Source organism: Pseudomonas reinekei, assembly GCF_001945365.1.
Lineage (GTDB): Bacteria > Pseudomonadota > Gammaproteobacteria > Pseudomonadales > Pseudomonadaceae > Aquipseudomonas > Aquipseudomonas reinekei.
The window spans coordinates 391,246-408,963 of sequence record NZ_MSTQ01000003.1 but is presented as its reverse complement, the minus strand read 5'-3'; the positions used below and the strand labels follow the sequence as shown (position 1 = coordinate 408,963).

The following is a 17,718-nucleotide window of genomic DNA, read 5'->3' as shown; positions in this document are numbered from 1 at the left end:
CCCGCAATTCAAACAAGAGCCGGCCATGACTGATCTGTCCCCATCACCCGGTCCTGCAAGCGTCGCTGTCGCAGCGCTGGACGGGCGTTTTTTCCGACCGCCATTGCCCGACGGCCATGTGCTGCGACCTCGATTGTGCGAGCGTCTGAGTGCGGGGCTCGGTGGCAGGTTGCTGCTGGTCAGTGCACCAGCGGGGTTCGGCAAAAGTTCTTTGGCGGTGGAGTTCTGTCAGGCGCTGCCGGCTCATTGGCAAAGCCTCTGGCTGGGCCTGAGCCCGCGCGACAGTGATCCGGGGCGATTCCTCGAGCGACTGCTCGAAGGTCTTCAAGACTATTTTCCGCAGTTGGGCAGGCAATCCCTCGGTTTGCTGAAAATGCGTCAGCGCCATCAACCGTTCGCCTTCGAAGAATGGCTGGACGGCTTGCTTGACGAACTGGCCGTGCACCTGTCGACCGCGACGCCATTGCTGCTGGTGCTGGATGATTATCATCTGGCGCAGGGGCCGGTTCTGGACCGATGCCTGCAGTTTTTCCTCAATCATCTTCCCGATGGTTTGCTGGTGATGGTCACCAGCCGCCAGCGCCCGGACTGGCATCTGGCGCGGCTTCGCCTGTCGCGACAACTGCTTGAGTTACACGAACAAGATTTGCGTTTGACCCACGATGAGGCCCTGAGCCTGCTCGACCGGCACAGCAGTTCATTGCGCGGTGAGGCAATGGAAAACCTCATCCAGCGCAGCGAAGGCTGGGTCGCCGGCTTGCGATTCTGGCTGCTGGCCGCGTCCGAGGCCGGCACAGACGGCGCATTACCCCAGGCGCTGCACGGTGGCGAAGGGCTGATTCGCGATTATCTGCTTGAGGAAGTCATTGATTGCCTGCCCCCCGAGGTCCAGGCTTTTCTCTACGACACCGCCCCTCAGGAACGTTTCTGCAGTGAGCTGTGCGACGCCGTTCGCGACGCCCATGACAGTGCCGAGATCCTGCGTTTCCTGGCGGCGCACCAGGTGTTCCTGGTGCCGCTGGACGAGCATGGCCACTGGTTTCGTTATCACCACCTGTTCTCCGACTTGTTGCGGACCCGGCCCACCGCGCAGACGATGGTTCCGGCCGCCACCCTGCATCTGCGCGCCTGTCGCTGGTTCAATGCCCAGGGGCTACTCGACGAAGCGGTGGAGCAGGCATTGCGCGCCGGGCATCTGGACGTCGCGGCAAACCTGGTGCAAAACCTCTCGGAAGAACAACTGCTCGCGGAACAGAATGTCGGCATGTTGCTGCGCTGGAAAATGGACTTGCCCGACAGCCTGCTGATCAGCACGCCGCGCTTGATCGTACTCTACAGCTGGGCGCTGGGACTGGCCTGCCAACTGGACGCCGCCGAAGAGCTGGCCAGTCATCTGAGTCGCTTCCTGCCGGCCCCGTCGGCGACGGCGCAAAAGTCGATGCTGGCGCAATGGCTGGCCTTGAGCGGAATCATCGCTCGCGGGCGTGGCAACCGTGAACTCACGCTGCTCTATTGCACCGAAGCACTCGAAAGTCTTCCATGCAAGCGTTACGGCCAGCGGCTGATGTGCCTCTCGACATTGTCCAACCTGGCCATTGCCGATGGCGACCTGTGGCGCGCGCGCAAATTGAACCGCGATTCTCTGGAGTTGGCCCAACGGGTCGGTAACCCATTATTCGAGGCGTTGGCCCATTATGACCGCGCCCGTGTGTTGCAGGCGCGCGGGGAAGTCCTGCGCGCGCTCGCCGAAGTTCGCCAGGGCCTGCAACGCCTGCAGGGCTTGTCACCGCAACGGCTCTACGCTGTCCGTGCCCGACTGACCTTGTACGAAGGGTTTCTGCTGGCTCTGCGCCTGCAACCACAGGTGGCGAGGGGGCGCTTGCAGGTCGGCTTGAACGAGGCCCGCGCCTGTCGCGACATCAGCGTGTTAATCGGCCATTGCGTGATCGCCCGGCTCGAAGGCAGCAGCGGCGAGTTTGCCAAAGCCTTTGCCGAGCTGGCCGAAGCCGAACGGCTGATGCACATCTGGGACGTGCCGCCGATCTACTATCTGGCGATGATTACCCTGGTCAAATGCGAACTCTGGCTGGCTCAGGGGCGCACCGATCTTGCCGAAGCCTGGCTGGCACGACTGGGCCAGACCTACAACGGCGAACACGCCGCAGCGCCACCGGAATTCCACCCGCAATTGCCGTTGCACATCGAACTGCAACAAGCCTTGCTGGAGGTGATCCAGGGCCAGCCGATGCTGGCCGAAGGGCGATTGAATGTATTGCTCGAACAGGGGCTGCAATCCGGTCGGCAGATGCTCAGCGCGATGGCGTTGACGCAAAAAGTTTCGCTGTTGCTCAACACCGGACGCGAGCCCGAGGCCCGCAAGGCGCTGACCCAGGCAATGGACGCTGCGGCCGGGGGCGGACTGCAGTCGTTCGAACGGTTGTTGGCAGGGCATCCGGATTGGTTGCGTGGTCAGCTGCAACTGTGCGCGCCGACCAGCGTTTCACAAAGCCTGACAGAACACCTTCCCGCTCTGCCTGCCCGACCGCTACTGGACGCTAACTCTGCCGCCGAACAGCTCAGCACGCGAGAACTGGCGGTTCTGCGACTGATTGCCCAAGGCTGTTCCAATCAGGAAATCAGCGACCAGCTGTTCATTTCGCTGCACACCGTCAAGACCCACGCCAGCCACATCAACAGCAAACTGGGAGTTGAGCGGCGTACCCAAGCCGTCGCACGAGCCAAGGAACTGGGCGTTCTGGGTTAAGGAATGTTTCACGTTACACATCGCTGACGTTGGCGGGATACTGAATTGTGCGAACATTGCCCGTCCCCGTTTACCGAGCAGATCCCGATGTCCCAACAGCCCGCCCTCATCCGCGAAACCTTCCCCGTCGGTCCGCTGCAGTGCAACTGCACGATCATCGGCGATCCCGTAACGAAAAAGGCCATCGTCGTCGATCCGGGTGGCAATCATGAGTTGATCCTGGCTCGCCTCGATGCCTTGGGCCTGAAAGTGGTCAGCATCATTCACACCCACGCGCACCTCGATCATTTCCTCGCTTCCGGGCAGTTGAAGGAGAAAACCGGCGCCACCTTGCACCTGCACAAGGAAGATCAATTCCTCTGGGACAATCTGGAGATGCAATGCCAGATGTTCGGCGTTCCCTACACGCCAGTGCCGTCGCCGGATCGCTGGTTGGCCGATGATGAAGAGTTGGCTTGCGGCTGTGGCGTAGCGCTGCACACGCCGGGTCACACACCGGGGTCGATGAGCTTCTGGTTTGCCGACGCCAAGCTGTTGATTGCCGGTGACACGCTGTTCAAGCGTGGGGTAGGGCGTACCGATTTGTGGGGTGGCGATCAGGCGACTATCGTGCGTTCCATCAAGCAGCGTTTGTATACCCTCGACGAAGAAGCGACGGTGGTGGCCGGGCACGGTCCGGATACCCGCCTCGGCGATGAAATGCGTGAGAATCCGTTTGTTCGGGCCTGATTTGTAACCAGCGGAATTTTTATCGGCACAAACGATCCAACGCCCGCAAAGGTTCGATGCTTAAGTCCGTTGCACCACAGAATGCAAAAAAGTAGGAGCTCTTCATGTTCACCACCCGTCGTTTGATTATTGTTGCTACTGCCGTGGCGCTGTTGTCCGGTTGCGCATCGCCCAACCCTTACGACAACCAGGGTCAGGCCGATAGCGGCTCCACTGGCATGAGCAAAACCGCGAAGTATGGTGGCCTCGGTGCGCTGGCCGGCGCCCTGGCGGGTGCCGCCATTGACCACAACAACCGTGGCAAGGGCGCGCTGATCGGCGCCGCCGTGGTGGGTGCTTCCGCCGCCGGTTACGGCTACTACGCCGACCAGCAGGAGAAAAAACTGCGGGCCAGCATGGCCAATACCGGTGTCGAAGTGCAGCGCCAGGGCGATCAGATCAAATTGATCATGCCGGGTAACATCACTTTCGCCACCGATTCTTCGAACATCGCTTCGAGCTTCTACCAGCCGCTGAACAACCTGGCGGGCTCGCTGAAAGAGTTCAACCAGAACCAGATCGAAATCGTCGGCTACACCGACAGCACCGGCAGCCGTCAGCACAACATGGACCTGTCCCAGCGTCGTGCTCAGAGCGTGGCGACGTACCTGACCTCGCAAGGCGTCAGCGGGGCCAACCTGAGCGCCCGTGGTGCCGGCCCGGATAACCCGGTGGCCAGCAACGCCGACGTCAATGGTCGTGCGCAGAACCGTCGTGTAGAGGTCAACCTCAAGGCGATTCCGGGTCAGCAGTACGGTGGTCAGCAACAGCCGGGCACTGTTCAGCAGTACCCATAACACCCGCGAGAAAAAAACGGTGGGAGCGAGCTTGCTCGCGATGGCGATGTGTCAGATAGCGTTAATGCTGACTGATACACCGCCATCGCGAGCAGGCTCGCTCCCACATTTGTATGTGTTGCTTTTTAGTTGGCCTCTTTCACCGCGCTAAGGAACGCACACGTCCGTTCCTGCTGCGGATGTTCGAAGATCTGCGCCGGGGTACCCTGCTCGTGGATCTGGCCTTTGTAAAAGAAGCACACGCGATCGGCGAATTCCCGGGCGAAGCCCATCTGGTGGGTGACCATCAGCATGGTCAGGTTATGTTCGGCGCCGAGCTTGCGGATCACGTTGAGTACCTCGCCACACAGTTCCGGGTCGAGCGCCGAGGTCACTTCGTCAAACAGCATGACCTTGGGCCGCATGGCCAAGGCGCGGGCAATCGCCACCCGTTGCTGCTGCCCACCGGACAGCTGCGAAGGGTAATGCCCCAGCTTGCTGCCCAGCCCCACCAATTCCAGCAGATCCGCCGCCCGTTCCCCTGCTTCGGCGGCTTTCATGCCCAGTACTTGCACCGGCGCTTCGATGACGTTCTGCAATGCCGTCATGTGCGGGAACAGGTTGAAACTCTGGAACACCATGCCGATTTTGCCGCGCACCCGGCGGATGTGCCGGTCGTTGGCCGGCACCAGCACGCCGTTGCGATTGGGCATATGTGTCAGCAAGTCGTCTTCGATGCGGATCAGTCCGTCATCAATGCCTTCGAGGGTCATCAAGACCCGCAACAGCGTGGATTTCCCCGAGCCGCTGGGGCCGATGATCGCGACTTTCTCGCCGGGCGAGACGTCCAGGTTCAAATGGTCGAGCACGGTGAAATTGCCGTAGCTTTTGGTGACGTCCTGGAAGCTGACAATCGGCTTGACCGCTTTCGTTTGATGCATGGCCGTGGCCTCTTGCGGATGCAGTGGCGTCAGGTTGCCGCGCCGGGAAAGGTCGTTGGAGGTCGAGAGTGGAGAAGTCATTAGCGTAGCTCCAGGCGCAGTTCGAGGCGCCGTACCAGATAAGCCAGGGCGATGCTCAGGGCGAGGAAGAACAGGCCGACCATGGTGATCGGCTCCAGGTAGCGGAAGTTTTCGGAGCCGATGTTCTTGGCCTGCTGCATGATTTCAACCACGGTTATGGCTGACAGCACCGGCGTGTCCTTGAGCATTGCCACCAGGTAGTTGCCCAGCGGCGGCAGGATCGGCCGCAGGGCCTGGGGCAGGATGATGTTGCGGTAGGCGCTGTACGGCCCGATGTTCAGCGCGGTCACTGCTTCCCATTGCGCACGTGGCACGGCATCAAGCCCGCCGCGATAGACCTCGGCGATGTAGCAGGCGTAGTGCACGCCAATGCCGATGATCCCCACTTGCATGGCCGATAGGCTGACGCCGTAATTGGGCAGCACGTAGTAGAGGAAATACACCTGGATCAGCAGCGGCGTGCTGCGGATGAATTCGATCATCCCGGCGATCGGCCACGACAGCCAATACAGGCGGCTGCGTCGGCCGATGGCGAGAAACAGCCCCAGCACAATGGCGATCAGGAAACCGATCAGGGTAATGCCCACGGTGTTGAGCGAAGCGCGCAGCAAATCGGGGAGGATCTGCCAGGCATAGGTCCAGTCGAACAGGGTCATGACAGACCTCCACGCATCCGGCCGCGCGCCAGGCGACGTTCAATGCTGCGCATGCCGAGGTTGATCGCTTGCGCCAGGATGAAATACATCACCAGCGCGAGGCTGAAGATTTCCAGCGTCTGGAACGTGGCCTGATCCAGTTGCCGGGCGCGGAAGCTCAGGTCGGACAAGGTGATCAGCGACACCAGCGAGGTGTTTTTCAGCAGTTCGATCAGCAGGTTGGTGCCCGGTGGAATAGCGGCGAGCAAGGCTTGAGGCAGAATGATCCGGCGAAAACGCTTGTAGCTGCTGAAGTTCAGCGCCGTTGCCGCTTCGTACTGACCTTTCGCCACGGAACTGATTGCACCGCGCATCACCTCGGCGCCATACGCGCCGATGTGCAGGCCGAGGCCGACGATGGCGACGCTGTAGGGGCTCAGTGCCAGATTGAACGGTGGCAGCGGCAACACGAAAAACAGCCAGAACAGTTGCACCAGCAACGACGTGCCACGAAACACTTCAATGTAGGCGACCGAGAACCAGCTCAGCGCCCGCCACGGCGACATGCGTCCCAGCGCCGCCAGAATGGCCGCGACGATGGCCAGGATCGAGCCGAAAAAGGTCACCTGGAGCGTGACCCAGGCGCCTTGTATCAATAGCGGAAGTAATTCACCCATTGTTTACACCTGCGTGGTTCAACATCCGGAGTCGGCAGGATAGGCATCGCGCTATAGCGCCATGCCTGTCTCGACTATTGAGCGCAGAGCTCGGCAGCCGTTTTGCTGGTCACGTTGGATTTGTCGAAGCCAAACGGGGCCACCGTCTTGAGGTGGTTCTCAGAGCCCAGCCACTTTTTCAGTTCGGCATTGACCGCATCCCGCAGGTCCTTGTCTTCCGGACGGAAAGCGAGGGCGCCGTAACCGGTATGCGACGGGTCATCCTTGAATTCGGTGACCGCTTCGACCTTTTCTCCACCCTTGGCCGCCAGGCCTTTCATGGTCAGCTGGGTGCCCACGGCGGCATCGGCGCGACCGGCACGCACGGCTTGCAACTGGGCGGTGGTGTCGGGCACCTGAAGGATCTGCGTGTCCTTCACGCCGGAGTTTCGCGCGTATTTCAGATTGACCGTGCCGGCCATGATTGCCAGTTTCACGTCCGGGTTCCTGGCGATGTCTTCATAGCTGTGCAGGTTTTTCGGGTTGCCTTTGGCGGTCAGGAGGGCGTCGGGCAATTGGTATTGCGGGTCGGTGAAGATCACCTGTTTGCAGCGCTCGGGGGTGATGTACATGCCGGCGGCAATCACATCGAAACGCCCGGCGCGCAGGCCCGGGATCAGCGAGCCCCACTCGGTCAGTACGCCATCGACTTGCTTGATGCCCATTTTGGCGAAGATGACCTTGGCGATTTCCGGCGATTCGCCGGTGACCCGGCCATCAGTCTCGGTAAAGGCGAATGGGGTTTCGTTGGCGTAGCCGATACGAATGGTGCTGTTTTTCGTAATGGTTTCCAGCGTCGTGGCGGCATGGGCGCTGGCGGCCAGACCGAACATCGCGCAAGCCACGAACAGGTGACGCAAGACATGGGAACTGCGGGGAATGGAATTGCTCATCGATAAAATCTCCTGTTTCTTGTGGACCCGTCGGTGACGGCTCTGTGGTAGGAGGCAGTGTGACAAGAGCAAAGCGTACGAGAGCCGTTTCCAGTTGAGCCGAAGCCCGGGGGCACAGTTCCGGTACAGATCGATTGGTTGTTGTTGGCGGCGGGTTCCCCTGCCTGTGCATCGACCTTGGACCGAGCATACAAAAGCCCTGTGCCACATTGCATTGCACTAGGACAATTGCTTTGCATGGTTTCTCGCGGGATGCTGTCGGCACTGGCAAACACGTGGGTTCGGCGCCGATGGACAAGTGGAAGGCAGCATTGGAAATCGCCCGCAGCGGCGAGTCGAAATACAAGATTCTGGTGCAGGCGATTGCCGATGACATCGAGCAGGGCGTGCTGGTCAACGATCAGCGCCTGCCGCCGCAACGGCAGGTGGCCGATGCCGTGGGTATCAGCGTGCAGACGGTCACCAACGCCTATAAGGAACTGGAGCGCCAGGGCCTGGTGCGTTGCGAAGTGGGGCGCGGCAGCTTCGTATCGCGGCGCATGAGCGACCGGGTTGCCACGTATATTCTCGACAGTCCCGAACGCGCTTTGGTGGATTTCTCCATCACGCGGATCATGCACACCCGCGAGCACGACCAGTTCTGGCGCGAGACCTGCCGCGAACTCAGCACTGAAGAAGACCAGCCGTGGATTCACGCCTTCCGTCCCATTGCCGGGTTCGAGTCGCACCGTGACGCGGCGATGCACTGGATCGGGCGACAAGGCCTGCGCGTTGAGCGCGATGACATCCTGATCACCAATGGCGCGGCCCACGGGATTTTCCTCGCCCTGGCCTCCCTGGCCGGCCCCGATGACGTGGTGCTCTGCGAAGGCATCACCGACCATGGCGTGATCGGCAACTCCCAGGTGCTGGGTTTCACCCTCAAAGGCCTTGAAATGGATCGCTACGGCATTGACCCGGAGCATTTCGAGGACATGTGCAGCAATGAACGCATCACTGCGCTGGTCTGTACGCCGAACCTGAACAACCCGACCACCAGCCTGATGCCGGACAACCGTCGTCGGGAAATCGCCGAGATTGCCCGGCGCTTCGGTGTGCACATCATCGAAGACGACGTCTACGGACCGCTGCTGGATGAGCGCCGAGCGCCGCCGATCAGCCATTACCTGCCGGAGTTGTCGTTCTACTGCACGAGCATGACCAAATCGGTGCTCACCGGTTTGCGCATCGGTTATCTGGTGATGCCCAAGCGCCTGGCGTTGCGCACCGAAAGCATTTTGCGGGTCAACAGCTGGATGGCCACGCCCATGGTGTCGGAGATCGCCGCCCGCTGGATTCGCGATGGCCGCGCCGACACGCTGGTGGGACTGCAGCGCAAGCTGTTGGGTGGGCGCCAGGCGATGGTCAGCGAATACCTCGGCGAATACCTGCTCGGCCAGCATCCCTATGCACTGAATGCCTGGGTCGGTATTCCGCCGCATTGGGAGCTCGACAGCCTGGTTCGCGCCCTGCGCCACAAGCATATCGCAGTCACATCACCCGACCCGTTCACCGTGCGCGGTACGCCGCGGCCGCGGGCGGTGCGGGTGTGCGTGGGGGCGGAATGCGGTGATGAGGAAATGCGCGACGCGTTGATGGGGATGCGCGAGATTTTTGGTCAGTACCCGCAAATCCACGACTTTTGAGCGGAAAAAAGACCTGGAAAAATTTGTCGACTAAATTGCCCTAGTACATTCAGCGTGACAATCCAGCCCTCTTAGACTGCGCCCAACACCTCATCGGGATGCGGTCATGTCAGCGCTCCAGCTCAACGATATTTACCTCGCCCGCCAGCGCATCGAAGCGCTGGTGCGGCATACACCGATGGAACATTCACCCAGCCTGTCGCGACGATTGGGCGTGCCGGTCTATCTCAAACTTGAGTCTCAGCAAATCACCGGCAGCTTCAAGTTACGCGGCGCGAGCAATGCCGTGGCGCAACTCACGGCCGAGCAAAAGACCCGTGGCGTCGTCGCTGCGTCGACCGGCAATCATGGGCGGGCGCTGGCGTACGCCGCCTCGCAACAAGGCGTGACGGCAACAATTTGCCTGTCGCACCTGGTGCCGGGCAACAAGGTTCAGGCCATCCGCGATCTCGGTGCACACGTGCGCATCGTCGGCCAGTCCCAGGATGACGCCCAGCGTGAAGCCGAGCGCATTGCCCATGAACAGGGCGCGACGCTGCTGCCGCCGTTCGACCATCCGGCGATCATCGCCGGGCAAGGCACGCTGGGGCTGGAGATCCTTGAACAGCAGCCAGACGTCTCTCAAGTACTGATTCCATTGTCTGGCGGCGGTTTGTTCGCCGGCGTGGCGCTGGCGCTGAAAAGTGCCAGTGCGCAGATCGTCACCCACGGCATCAGCATGCATCGCGGTGCGGCGATGCACGCCAGCCTCGCGGCCGGGCGACCGGTGGCGGTCGAAGAGCTGCCGACCCTGGCTGACTCGCTCGGCGGCGGCATCGGCCTCGACAACCGTTACACCTTTTCCATGACCCGCGATACCTGCGATCACCTGCACCTGCTCAGTGAAGCCGCCATCGCCAACGCCATCCGCCATGCCTATCGCGAAGAACGTCTGGTGCTGGAAGGCGCGGCGGCGGTGGGGATTGCCGCGTTGCTCGAAGGCGTGATCGAGGCGCGCGGGCCGATCGTGGTGGTGGTCAGCGGACGCAACGTCGATATCGATCAGCACCTGCGCGTGCTCGCCGGTGCCGACGCATGAATTCCAACCATAACGACTCCATGGAGTGCCGCGTTGATGAGTGAAGTCACCTTGCTGAACGAAGCGGACCTGCGCGCCTGCGTGTCACTGGACCTGCCCAGCGTCGAAGCCATCGAGCAGGCCTTCGTGCTGCTGGCCATCGCCGCCGTGGCCATGCCGCCGATCCTGCGCCTGGACATTCCCGAACATAACGGCGAGGTGGACGTAAAAACCGCTTATCTGCCGGGCCTTGAGCGTTTTGCGATCAAGGTCAGCCCGGGTTTTTTCGACAACCCGAAACTCGGCTTGCCCAGCCTCAACGGCATGATGATGTTGTTGTCCGCCCGCACCGGTCTGCTCGATGCCCTGTTGCTGGATAACGGTTACCTCACCGCCGTGCGTACAGCGGCGGCCGGTGCCGTGGCGGCGCGGGCGCTGTCGCGGGAAGACAGCCGCAGCGTGGCGCTGATCGGTGCCGGTGAGCAGGCCGTGTTGCAACTGCAAGCCCTGCGTCTGGTGCGGCCGATCGACAGCGTAAGGGTCTGGGCACGGGATGCTGCCAAGGCCCAGGCCTTCAGCGTTGAACTGGCCCGTGACACGGGACTGGCGGTCAAACCTTGCGCCAGCATCGACGAGGCGATGGCCGGGGTCGACATTGCAATCACCTGCACGCCGAGCCGTGAGCCGCTGATCGATGTGCGCCATCTGCACCCCGGCCTGCACATCACCGCGATGGGTTCGGACGCCGAGCACAAGAACGAAATTTCCCCCCGTGCGCTGGCGCAGGTCGACCGCTACGTGGCAGATCGCTTGAGCCAGACACGCCTCCTCGGCGAGCTGCATCACGCCCTCGCTGCGGGCCTGGTCAGCGACGAATCCGGCTTCGCGGAACTGGGCCAGGTGCTGGCCGGGCAACGGCCCGGTCGAACCGATTCAATGCAAATCACCCTCTGCGATCTCACCGGCACCGGCGCCCAGGACACGGCCATGGCCAACCTGGCCTTCGAGCGGGCGCGTTCGGCGGGCAAGGGTTTTCAGTTCGGCAGTTAAACCGCTTTTTTCATCCGTGCGTCATTTATCAGAGGGCATGTGCATGTCTCAGATAGTCGTCAATCTTCCGTTCCAGCGGGAGGAATACGCCCAGCGTCTGGCCAAGGTGCGAGTGGCCATGCAGGCGCAGGGCATCGAGCTGTTGCTGGTCACCGATCCGTCGAACATGGCCTGGCTGACCGGCTATGACGGTTGGTCGTTCTACGTTCATCAATGCGTGCTGCTGGCGCTCGACGGCGAACCGGTGTGGTTCGGTCGCGGCCAGGACGCCAACGGCGCCAGGCGCACGGTGTTCATGCAGCAGGAAAACATCGTGGGCTACCCGGACTTCTACGTACAGTCGCGCGAACGGCATCCCATGGATTACCTGTCGCGGGAAGTGATCAGCGCCCGGGGTTGGGATGCGCTGACCATCGGTGTGGAGATGGACAACTATTACTTCAGCGCCGCCGCTTACCTGTCGCTGCAGAACAACCTGCCGAAGGCCAGGTTGATCGACGCGGTCGGGCTGGTGAACTGGCAGCGGGCCGTCAAGTCGCCGCAGGAAATCACCTACATGCGCATTGCCGCGCGCATCGTCGAAAAGATGCACGGGCGGATCCTCGAACGGATCGAACCGGGCATGCGCAAAAACGAACTGGTGGCCGAGATCTACAGCAGTGGCATCCTCGGTGCCGACGGGCACGGCGGCGACTACCCGGCCATCGTGCCGCTGTTGCCGACCGGTGCCGACGCCAGCGCACCGCACCTGACCTGGGACGATTCGCCGTTCGAAAAGGGCGCCGGCACCTTCTTCGAAATCGCCGGTTGCTACAAACGCTATCACTGCCCGTTGTCGCGCACGATCTACCTGGGCAAGCCGCCGCAGCATTTCCTCGACGGCGAAAAAGCCGTGGTCGAAGGCATCGCTGCCGGGCTGGAAGCGGCCAAGCCTGGCAACACCACCGGCGACATCGCCGTGGCATTTTTCAAAGTGCTGGAAAAATTCGGCATCCACAAGGACAGCCGCTGCGGCTACCCGATCGGTATCAGTTATCCGCCGGATTGGGGCGAGCGCACCATGAGCCTGCGTCCCGGCGACACCAGCGTGTTGCAACCGGGCATGACTTTCCACTTCATGCCGGGCCTGTGGATGGATGACTGGGGACTGGAAATCACCGAGAGCATTCTGATCACCGAAACGGGTGTCGAGACGTTGTGCAATGTGCCTCGCCAATTGTTCGTGAAGGATTGAGTCATGAGTGAACTGCCTGACAACCCGATCAGCGCCACCGTGGATTTCAGCCGCGAAGGCGTGCAGCACGGTTTTCTCAAGTTGCCGTATTCCCGGGATGACTCCGCGTGGGGCGCGGTGATGATCCCGGTCACGGTCGTCCAGCGCGGTCGTGGGCCGACCGCACTGCTCACTGGTGGTAACCACGGTGACGAATACGAAGGCCCGGTGGCTTTGAGCAAACTGGCACAAAGCCTGACGGCCGCCGACGTCAGCGGGCGGGTGATCATCATTCCGTTCATGAACACCCCGGCGTTCCACGCCGGGCGGCGCACCTCGCCGATCGACAAGGGCAACCTCAACCGCAGTTTTCCCGGCAAGCCGGACGGTACGGTGACCGAGAAGATCGCCGACTATTTCACTCGCACCTTGCTGCCCCTGGCCGACATCGTGCTGGACATTCATTCCGGCGGGCGCACCCTGGATTTCCTGCCGTTCGCCGCGTGTCATGTGCTGCCGGACAAGCAGCAACAGGCGCAATGCGAGGCCGGCATGCGTGCGTTCAATGCGCCGTACAGCATGCGCATGCTCGAACTCGATGCCGGGGCGATGTACGACACCGCCGCCGAGTCGCAAGGTAAAGTTTTCGTGACCACGGAGTTGGGCGGCGGTGGTTCGTCGACAGCACGCAGCGTGGCGATAGCCGAGCGCGGGGTGCGCAATCTGTTGGTGCATGCCGGGATTCTCCAGGGCGAAGTGCAGACGGCGCCGTCAATCATGCTCGACATGCCCGACGGCGATTGCTTCATCGCCAGCGAGCACGACGGCCTGCTGGAAATGTGCCGTGACCTGGGCGATAACGTGGACCAGGGCGAAGTGATCGCCCGCATCTACGACGTCACCCGCAGCGGCGCGGCCCCGGTGGAATACCGTGCGGCGCGCAGCGGTTTGCTGGCGGCGCGGCATTTTCCGGGGCTGGTGGGCTGTGGCGATACCGTCGCGGTGATCGCCGATGTGTTGTTGTAAACATCCACCTGTAGGGTTTCCCATTCATTCAGGAGATCATCGGCCCATGCACAAACTCGATCGCTATGACCTGAAAATCCTGCGGATCCTCGCTGACGACGGGCGTATCACCAAATCGAGCCTGGCCGAGGCGATCAATCTGTCGGTGACCCCGGCCTGGGAACGGGTGCGCAAACTTGAAGCCCTCGGCCTGATCAAGGGTTACCGCGCACAGATCGACTGGGGGGCGGTGTTCAAGAGCCAGCAGGTGTTGGTGGAAATCACCCTGGCCCGACACACCGCGCAGGACATGCGGCGTTTCGAGCTGCGCATGAGTGAAGCGCCCGAAGTCGCGTTCTGTTATGCCACCGGTGGCGGTGTCGACTACATGGCTATGATCCAGGCACCGGACATCGATCATTACCAGCGTTTTATCGACCAGCTGCTGCTCGATGATCTGGGGATCGAACGCTACTTCACCTACATCGTCACCAAAACCATCAAGACCGGCGGCGCCCTGCCGGCCGAGCTGTCGCAAGAATCCTGAGCACACCGAAAACCCTTGGGAGCTGGCAGGCTCGCTCCCACATTGCGTGTGCTCCAACCGCAAAATCCGCTGTTCAGCCCCGCCCAATCAGAAAAAACCACCTGCCTGATCCCGTTCAAACCGCAAATCCCGATGGCTCAGCTGCCCTAGCATGGTTCCACGCACACGGATTGGAGTGAACGCCATGACTTACAAACATCCACTGTTGTTCAAGGCCCTTTGCTACGTCGATGGGCATTGGGTGCACAGTGACAGCGGCCACAGCATCGCCGTGCATAACCCGGCTGATCAAACACTGATCGGCCATGTACCGATGCTCGACCCGCCGCAAATCGTCGCCGCCGTCGCTGCCGCGCACCGCGCGTTCGCTGATTGGCGCGAACAGAGCCTGGAGGCACGCGGGGTGATTCTGCGGCGCTGGGCGGCATTGATACTTGAACATCAGGAAGACTTGGCGCGGATTCTCAGCCTGGAGCAGGGCAAGTCCCTGGCCGAGTCCCGTGGCGAAATCGCCTATGCAGCCAGTTTCATTCCGTGGTTTGCCGAAGAGGCCCGGCGCTTGTACGGGCAAAACATTCCCAGCCACATTCCGGGAGCGCATCTGGGCACGGTCAAGGAGCCGGTTGGCGTTTGCGCCTTGCTGACGCCGTGGAATTTCCCCTCGGCAATGATCACCCGCAAAGCCGCTGCGGCCCTGGCCGCCGGTTGCACGGTGGTGATCAAGCCGGCCCATGAAACACCGTACTCGGCGTTCGCCCTGGCGCAACTCGCCGAAGAAGCGGGTTTCCCTGCCGGCGTGTTCAACGTGGTGCTGGGCGAACCGCAAATGGCCATGCAAACCCTGGTGCAGGACAGTCGCGTGCGCTCGGTGAGTTTCACCGGCTCGACTCGTGTCGGGAAGTTGGTGCTGCAAGCCACAGCCCAGGATGTGAAAAAGGTTGCGCTGGAATTGGGGGGCAACGCGCCGTTCATTGTCTGCGCCGATGCCGACCTCGAGTTGGCGGTGAACGTCGCGGTGGCCGCCAAGTTCCAGACCTCCGGCCAGGATTGCTGTGCGGCCAACCGCATCATGGTCGATCGCGCGGTGTACCCGGAGTTTCTCAGCCGTTTTGCCACGGCGGTGCGTGAGTTGCGCGTCGGCCCGGCCATGATCGGCGACCGTGAGCAGCAGGTCGATGTCGGCCCGTTGATGCACAAGGCCGCTTTCGATGTCACCGCCGAGCGTGTCGCCGATGCCCTGCAACACGGCGCGCAACGCCTGGTGGGCGGTGAGGCCCATGCCCTTGGCGGTTTGTTCTATCAGCCGACGGTGCTGGCCGACGTCACGCCGCAGATGCGCATCTACCGCGAAGAAAACTTCGCGCCGATTGCCGGGGTGATGCCGTTCGACACCCTCGATCAGGCCGTCGAGATGGCCAACGACACCGAATACGGTCTGGCGGCCTACCTTTGTTCCAATCGCCTGGACCTGATTTACCCGCTGATCCGCCGACTCGACCACGCCATGGTCGCCGTCAATGGCGTCAAGTTCACCGGCCATCCGATTCCGTTCGGTGGCATGAAAGCCTCCGGGCTGGGCCGTGAAGGCGGCACCGAGGGCTTCGAAGCCTTTGTCGAAACCAAATACTTTTGCCTGCACCATCAAGGCCAGTTCTAAGGAGACATGCCATGAATCAAGAATTCGACTCGCTGTTCGAACAAGACCGCGCGCACTTCATGCACCCTTCGACTCACGCCCATGACCACGCCAGCGGCGCACTCAAGGGACGCATCATCAAAGGGGCCTCGGGTATCCGCATCCGCGACCACGAAGGCCGTGAACTGATCGACGCCTTCGCCGGCCTGTACTGCGTGAACATTGGCTACGGCCGCACCGAAGTGGCCGATGCGATCTACAAGCAGGCCAAGGAACTGGCCTACTACCACACCTACGTGGGGCACTCGACCGAAGCGATCATCGAGCTGTCGAGCCGCATCATCGACTGGGCGCCCCAAGGCATGAAGAAGGTCTATTACGGCCTCTCCGGTTCCGACGCCAACGAAACCCAGATCAAACTGGTGCGTTATTACAACAACGTGCTCGGTCGCCCGCAGAAGAAGAAAATCATCTCCCGCGATCGCGGTTATCACGGCTCGGGCATCATGACCGGTAGCCTGACTGGCCTGGCGAGTTTCCATCAGCATTTCGATCTGCCGGCCGAAGGCATCAAGCACACCTTGTGCCCGCACTGGTATCGCAAGGCGCCGACCGGCATGGATGAAGCCGCGTTCGTCCGTTATTGCGCCGACGAGCTGGAAAAAATGATCCTCGCCGAAGGCCCGGACACTGTGGCGGCTTTCATTGGCGAACCCCTGATGGGCACTGGCGGCATCATCGTTCCACCCGCCGGTTACTGGGCGGCGATCCAGGCGGTGTTGAACAAGTACGACGTGCTGTTGATCGCCGACGAAGTGGTCTGCGCCTTCGGTCGCCTGGGTTCGAAGATGGGCAGCCAGCGTTATGGCATGCGTCCGGACCTGATCACGACTGCCAAAGGCCTGACCAGTGCCTATGCGCCATTGTCAGCGGTGATCGTCGGCGAAAAGGTTTGGGATGTGATCGAAAAAGCCTCCGAATCCCAAGGTGCCATGGGCCATGGCTGGACGTATTCCGGGCATCCTATCTGTGCGGCGGCGGCATTGGCCAACCTCGACATCCTGGAGCGGGAAAACCTTACGGGCAATGCCGACAAGGTCGGCGCTTATCTGAACCGGCGGATGCGCGAAACCCTCGAGGGCCATCCGCTGGTGGGTGAAGTGCGCGGTGATGGCATGCTGGCGGCGGTCGAGTTCATGGCCGATCGTGAACAGCGCACGCCGTTCGATGCAGCCTTGAAGGTCGGTCCGAAAGTGTCGGCGGCCTGCCTGGAACGCGGAATGATTGCGCGAGCGATGCCCCATGGCGACATCCTGGGTTTTGCCCCGCCGCTGATCCTGACCGAGGCCGAGGCGGACCTGATTGTCGAGATCACTAAAGGCGCGATTGATCAGGTCGCCAGTGAAGTGCTTGGCTGATCCCCGCCTCGCGAAACCGCATCAAAACCAAAAAGCCCCCGGACAACCATTTGTCCGGGGGCTTTTTGTGTCGCGCGAAACCTGATTACTTCTTCAGGCCGTAATGCTCATCGAGCATGCCCGGTGCGTTTGGGGCTTTTGGCGCGTAGTCGCGCGGTGGTTCCTGATTGCGCGGTGGCGTCAGGCGTTCCCGTGGGGCCTGCGCTGCGTCGGCGTGCAGGGAGGCCAGCAGGCGCTGGCGGGTCTGCTCGTCCAGGGCCAGGCGGTTGGCGCCCTCGGCGAGATGATCCTGCACTTCCTGATAGCTCTGAGTCAGTTTCTTGACCAGTGTCGCAGTGCTGTTGAAGTGGGTCACCACTTCGTTCTGATAACTGTCGAAACGTTCCTGAATATCGTCCAGCTGACGTTGTGTGCTGCTCGGCGCGGCATTCGGCGCCAGGCGAGCGATCAGGAAACCAATGGCGACACCCACAACCAGGGCAAGAGTCGGCAACAACCAAACTAAGAGCGAGTGTTCCACGAGTCCTTCCTCT

General features: G+C 61.6%; 16 protein-coding genes. 11 read left to right on the top strand and 5 right to left on the bottom strand.

The annotated features are described in order from the left end of the window. Window positions 1–25: 25 nt before the first annotated feature. The 3 genes from BVK86_RS06580 to BVK86_RS06570 all read left to right on the top strand — a co-directional run bounded on the left by BVK86_RS06580 (window position 26) and on the right by BVK86_RS06570 (window position 4,329). Entirely contained in the window at window positions 26–2,764 is a 2,739-nt protein-coding gene (locus BVK86_RS06580) for a winged helix-turn-helix domain-containing protein (RefSeq protein WP_075945655.1), read from the top strand. Between the two features lie 87 nt (window positions 2,765–2,851). Beyond that, window positions 2,852–3,493, top strand: a complete 642-nt coding sequence (locus tag BVK86_RS06575) for an MBL fold metallo-hydrolase (protein WP_075945654.1) — start codon at window positions 2,852–2,854, stop codon at window positions 3,491–3,493. A 104-nt stretch (window positions 3,494–3,597) separates the two neighbouring features. Beyond that, a complete protein-coding gene (locus BVK86_RS06570; protein ID WP_075945653.1) occupies window positions 3,598–4,329 on the top strand; it encodes a YiaD family glycine zipper/OmpA-like lipoprotein in 732 nt (243 codons plus the stop codon). A 125-nt stretch (window positions 4,330–4,454) separates the two neighbouring features. On the opposite strand, the gene ehuA is transcribed toward BVK86_RS06570, so the two are convergent. The 4 genes from ehuA to ehuB form a co-directional block, all read right to left on the bottom strand. Next, window positions 4,455–5,330, bottom strand: coding sequence for an ectoine/hydroxyectoine ABC transporter ATP-binding protein EhuA (ehuA, locus tag BVK86_RS06565; protein ID WP_083659303.1), 876 nt, complete (start codon window positions 5,328–5,330; stop codon window positions 4,455–4,457). Beyond that, on the bottom strand, window positions 5,330–5,986 hold the full coding sequence (gene ehuD / locus BVK86_RS06560; RefSeq protein WP_075945652.1) for an ectoine/hydroxyectoine ABC transporter permease subunit EhuD: 657 nt from the start codon (window positions 5,984–5,986) through the stop codon (window positions 5,330–5,332). The genes ehuA and ehuD overlap by 1 nt, the downstream gene beginning before the upstream one ends. Next, complete coding sequence (gene ehuC / locus BVK86_RS06555; RefSeq protein WP_075945651.1) at window positions 5,983–6,642, bottom strand: ectoine/hydroxyectoine ABC transporter permease subunit EhuC; 660 nt, start codon at window positions 6,640–6,642, stop codon at window positions 5,983–5,985. The genes ehuD and ehuC overlap by 4 nt, the downstream gene beginning before the upstream one ends. Window positions 6,643–6,716: 74 nt before the next feature. After that, window positions 6,717–7,574 (bottom strand): ectoine/hydroxyectoine ABC transporter substrate-binding protein EhuB, encoded by an 858-nt coding sequence (gene ehuB / locus BVK86_RS06550; protein WP_075945650.1) that lies wholly within the window; start codon window positions 7,572–7,574, stop codon window positions 6,717–6,719. 290 nt (window positions 7,575–7,864) lie between these two features. On the opposite strand from ehuB, the gene ehuR reads away from it, so the two are divergent. From ehuR to BVK86_RS06510, 8 genes are all read left to right on the top strand, one after another. Then, window positions 7,865–9,259: a MocR-like ectoine utilization transcription factor EhuR gene (gene ehuR / locus BVK86_RS06545; RefSeq protein WP_075945729.1), complete on the top strand. Its 1,395-nt coding sequence runs from the start codon at window positions 7,865–7,867 to the stop codon at window positions 9,257–9,259. 106 nt (window positions 9,260–9,365) lie between these two features. Continuing rightward, on the top strand, window positions 9,366–10,337 hold the full coding sequence (gene eutB, locus BVK86_RS06540) for a hydroxyectoine utilization dehydratase EutB (RefSeq protein ID WP_075945649.1): 972 nt from the start codon (window positions 9,366–9,368) through the stop codon (window positions 10,335–10,337). A gap of 36 nt (window positions 10,338–10,373) precedes the next feature. Next, window positions 10,374–11,366 (top strand): ectoine utilization protein EutC, encoded by a 993-nt coding sequence (gene eutC / locus BVK86_RS06535; protein ID WP_075945648.1) that lies wholly within the window; start codon window positions 10,374–10,376, stop codon window positions 11,364–11,366. A gap of 43 nt (window positions 11,367–11,409) precedes the next feature. Further along, window positions 11,410–12,600 carry an ectoine hydrolase DoeA gene (gene doeA / locus BVK86_RS06530; RefSeq protein ID WP_075945647.1) on the top strand — a complete coding sequence of 397 codons (1,191 nt, stop codon included), beginning with the start codon at window positions 11,410–11,412 and terminating at the stop codon, window positions 12,598–12,600. 3 nt (window positions 12,601–12,603) lie between these two features. Continuing rightward, window positions 12,604–13,605 carry a N(2)-acetyl-L-2,4-diaminobutanoate deacetylase DoeB gene (gene doeB, locus BVK86_RS06525; protein WP_075945646.1) on the top strand — a complete coding sequence of 334 codons (1,002 nt, stop codon included), beginning with the start codon at window positions 12,604–12,606 and terminating at the stop codon, window positions 13,603–13,605. A 46-nt stretch (window positions 13,606–13,651) separates the two neighbouring features. Further along, window positions 13,652–14,131, top strand: a complete 480-nt coding sequence (locus tag BVK86_RS06520) for an Lrp/AsnC family transcriptional regulator (RefSeq protein ID WP_075945645.1) — start codon at window positions 13,652–13,654, stop codon at window positions 14,129–14,131. Window positions 14,132–14,315: 184 nt separating this feature from the next. Further along, on the top strand, window positions 14,316–15,788 hold the full coding sequence (locus BVK86_RS06515; protein WP_075945644.1) for an NAD-dependent succinate-semialdehyde dehydrogenase: 1,473 nt from the start codon (window positions 14,316–14,318) through the stop codon (window positions 15,786–15,788). A gap of 11 nt (window positions 15,789–15,799) precedes the next feature. Beyond that, entirely contained in the window at window positions 15,800–17,185 is a 1,386-nt protein-coding gene (locus tag BVK86_RS06510) for an aspartate aminotransferase family protein (RefSeq protein WP_075945643.1), read from the top strand. Between the two features lie 85 nt (window positions 17,186–17,270). On the opposite strand, the gene BVK86_RS06505 is transcribed toward BVK86_RS06510, so the two are convergent. Continuing rightward, entirely contained in the window at window positions 17,271–17,705 is a 435-nt protein-coding gene (locus tag BVK86_RS06505; protein ID WP_047533043.1) for a Z-ring associated ZapG family protein, read from the bottom strand. Between the last annotated feature and the right edge of the window lie 13 nt (window positions 17,706–17,718).

Bases quoted from the DNA above. Each gene is read 5' to 3' on its own strand.
- BVK86_RS06580 (WP_075945655.1), top strand. From the start codon at position 26: ATGACTGATCTGTCCCCATCACCCGGTCCTGCAAGCGTCGCTGTCGCA.
- BVK86_RS06575 (WP_075945654.1), top strand. From the start codon at position 2,852: ATGTCCCAACAGCCCGCCCTCATCCGCGAAACCTTCCCCGTCGGTCCG.
- BVK86_RS06570 (WP_075945653.1), top strand. From the start codon at position 3,598: ATGTTCACCACCCGTCGTTTGATTATTGTTGCTACTGCCGTGGCGCTG.
- ehuA (WP_083659303.1), bottom strand. From the start codon at position 5,330: ATGACTTCTCCACTCTCGACCTCCAACGACCTTTCCCGGCGCGGCAAC.
- ehuD (WP_075945652.1), bottom strand. From the start codon at position 5,986: ATGACCCTGTTCGACTGGACCTATGCCTGGCAGATCCTCCCCGATTTG.
- ehuC (WP_075945651.1), bottom strand. From the start codon at position 6,642: ATGGGTGAATTACTTCCGCTATTGATACAAGGCGCCTGGGTCACGCTC.
- ehuB (WP_075945650.1), bottom strand. From the start codon at position 7,574: ATGAGCAATTCCATTCCCCGCAGTTCCCATGTCTTGCGTCACCTGTTC.
- ehuR (WP_075945729.1), top strand. From the start codon at position 7,865: ATGGACAAGTGGAAGGCAGCATTGGAAATCGCCCGCAGCGGCGAGTCG.
- eutB (WP_075945649.1), top strand. From the start codon at position 9,366: ATGTCAGCGCTCCAGCTCAACGATATTTACCTCGCCCGCCAGCGCATC.
- eutC (WP_075945648.1), top strand. From the start codon at position 10,374: ATGAGTGAAGTCACCTTGCTGAACGAAGCGGACCTGCGCGCCTGCGTG.
- doeA (WP_075945647.1), top strand. From the start codon at position 11,410: ATGTCTCAGATAGTCGTCAATCTTCCGTTCCAGCGGGAGGAATACGCC.
- doeB (WP_075945646.1), top strand. From the start codon at position 12,604: ATGAGTGAACTGCCTGACAACCCGATCAGCGCCACCGTGGATTTCAGC.
- BVK86_RS06520 (WP_075945645.1), top strand. From the start codon at position 13,652: ATGCACAAACTCGATCGCTATGACCTGAAAATCCTGCGGATCCTCGCT.
- BVK86_RS06515 (WP_075945644.1), top strand. From the start codon at position 14,316: ATGACTTACAAACATCCACTGTTGTTCAAGGCCCTTTGCTACGTCGAT.
- BVK86_RS06510 (WP_075945643.1), top strand. From the start codon at position 15,800: ATGAATCAAGAATTCGACTCGCTGTTCGAACAAGACCGCGCGCACTTC.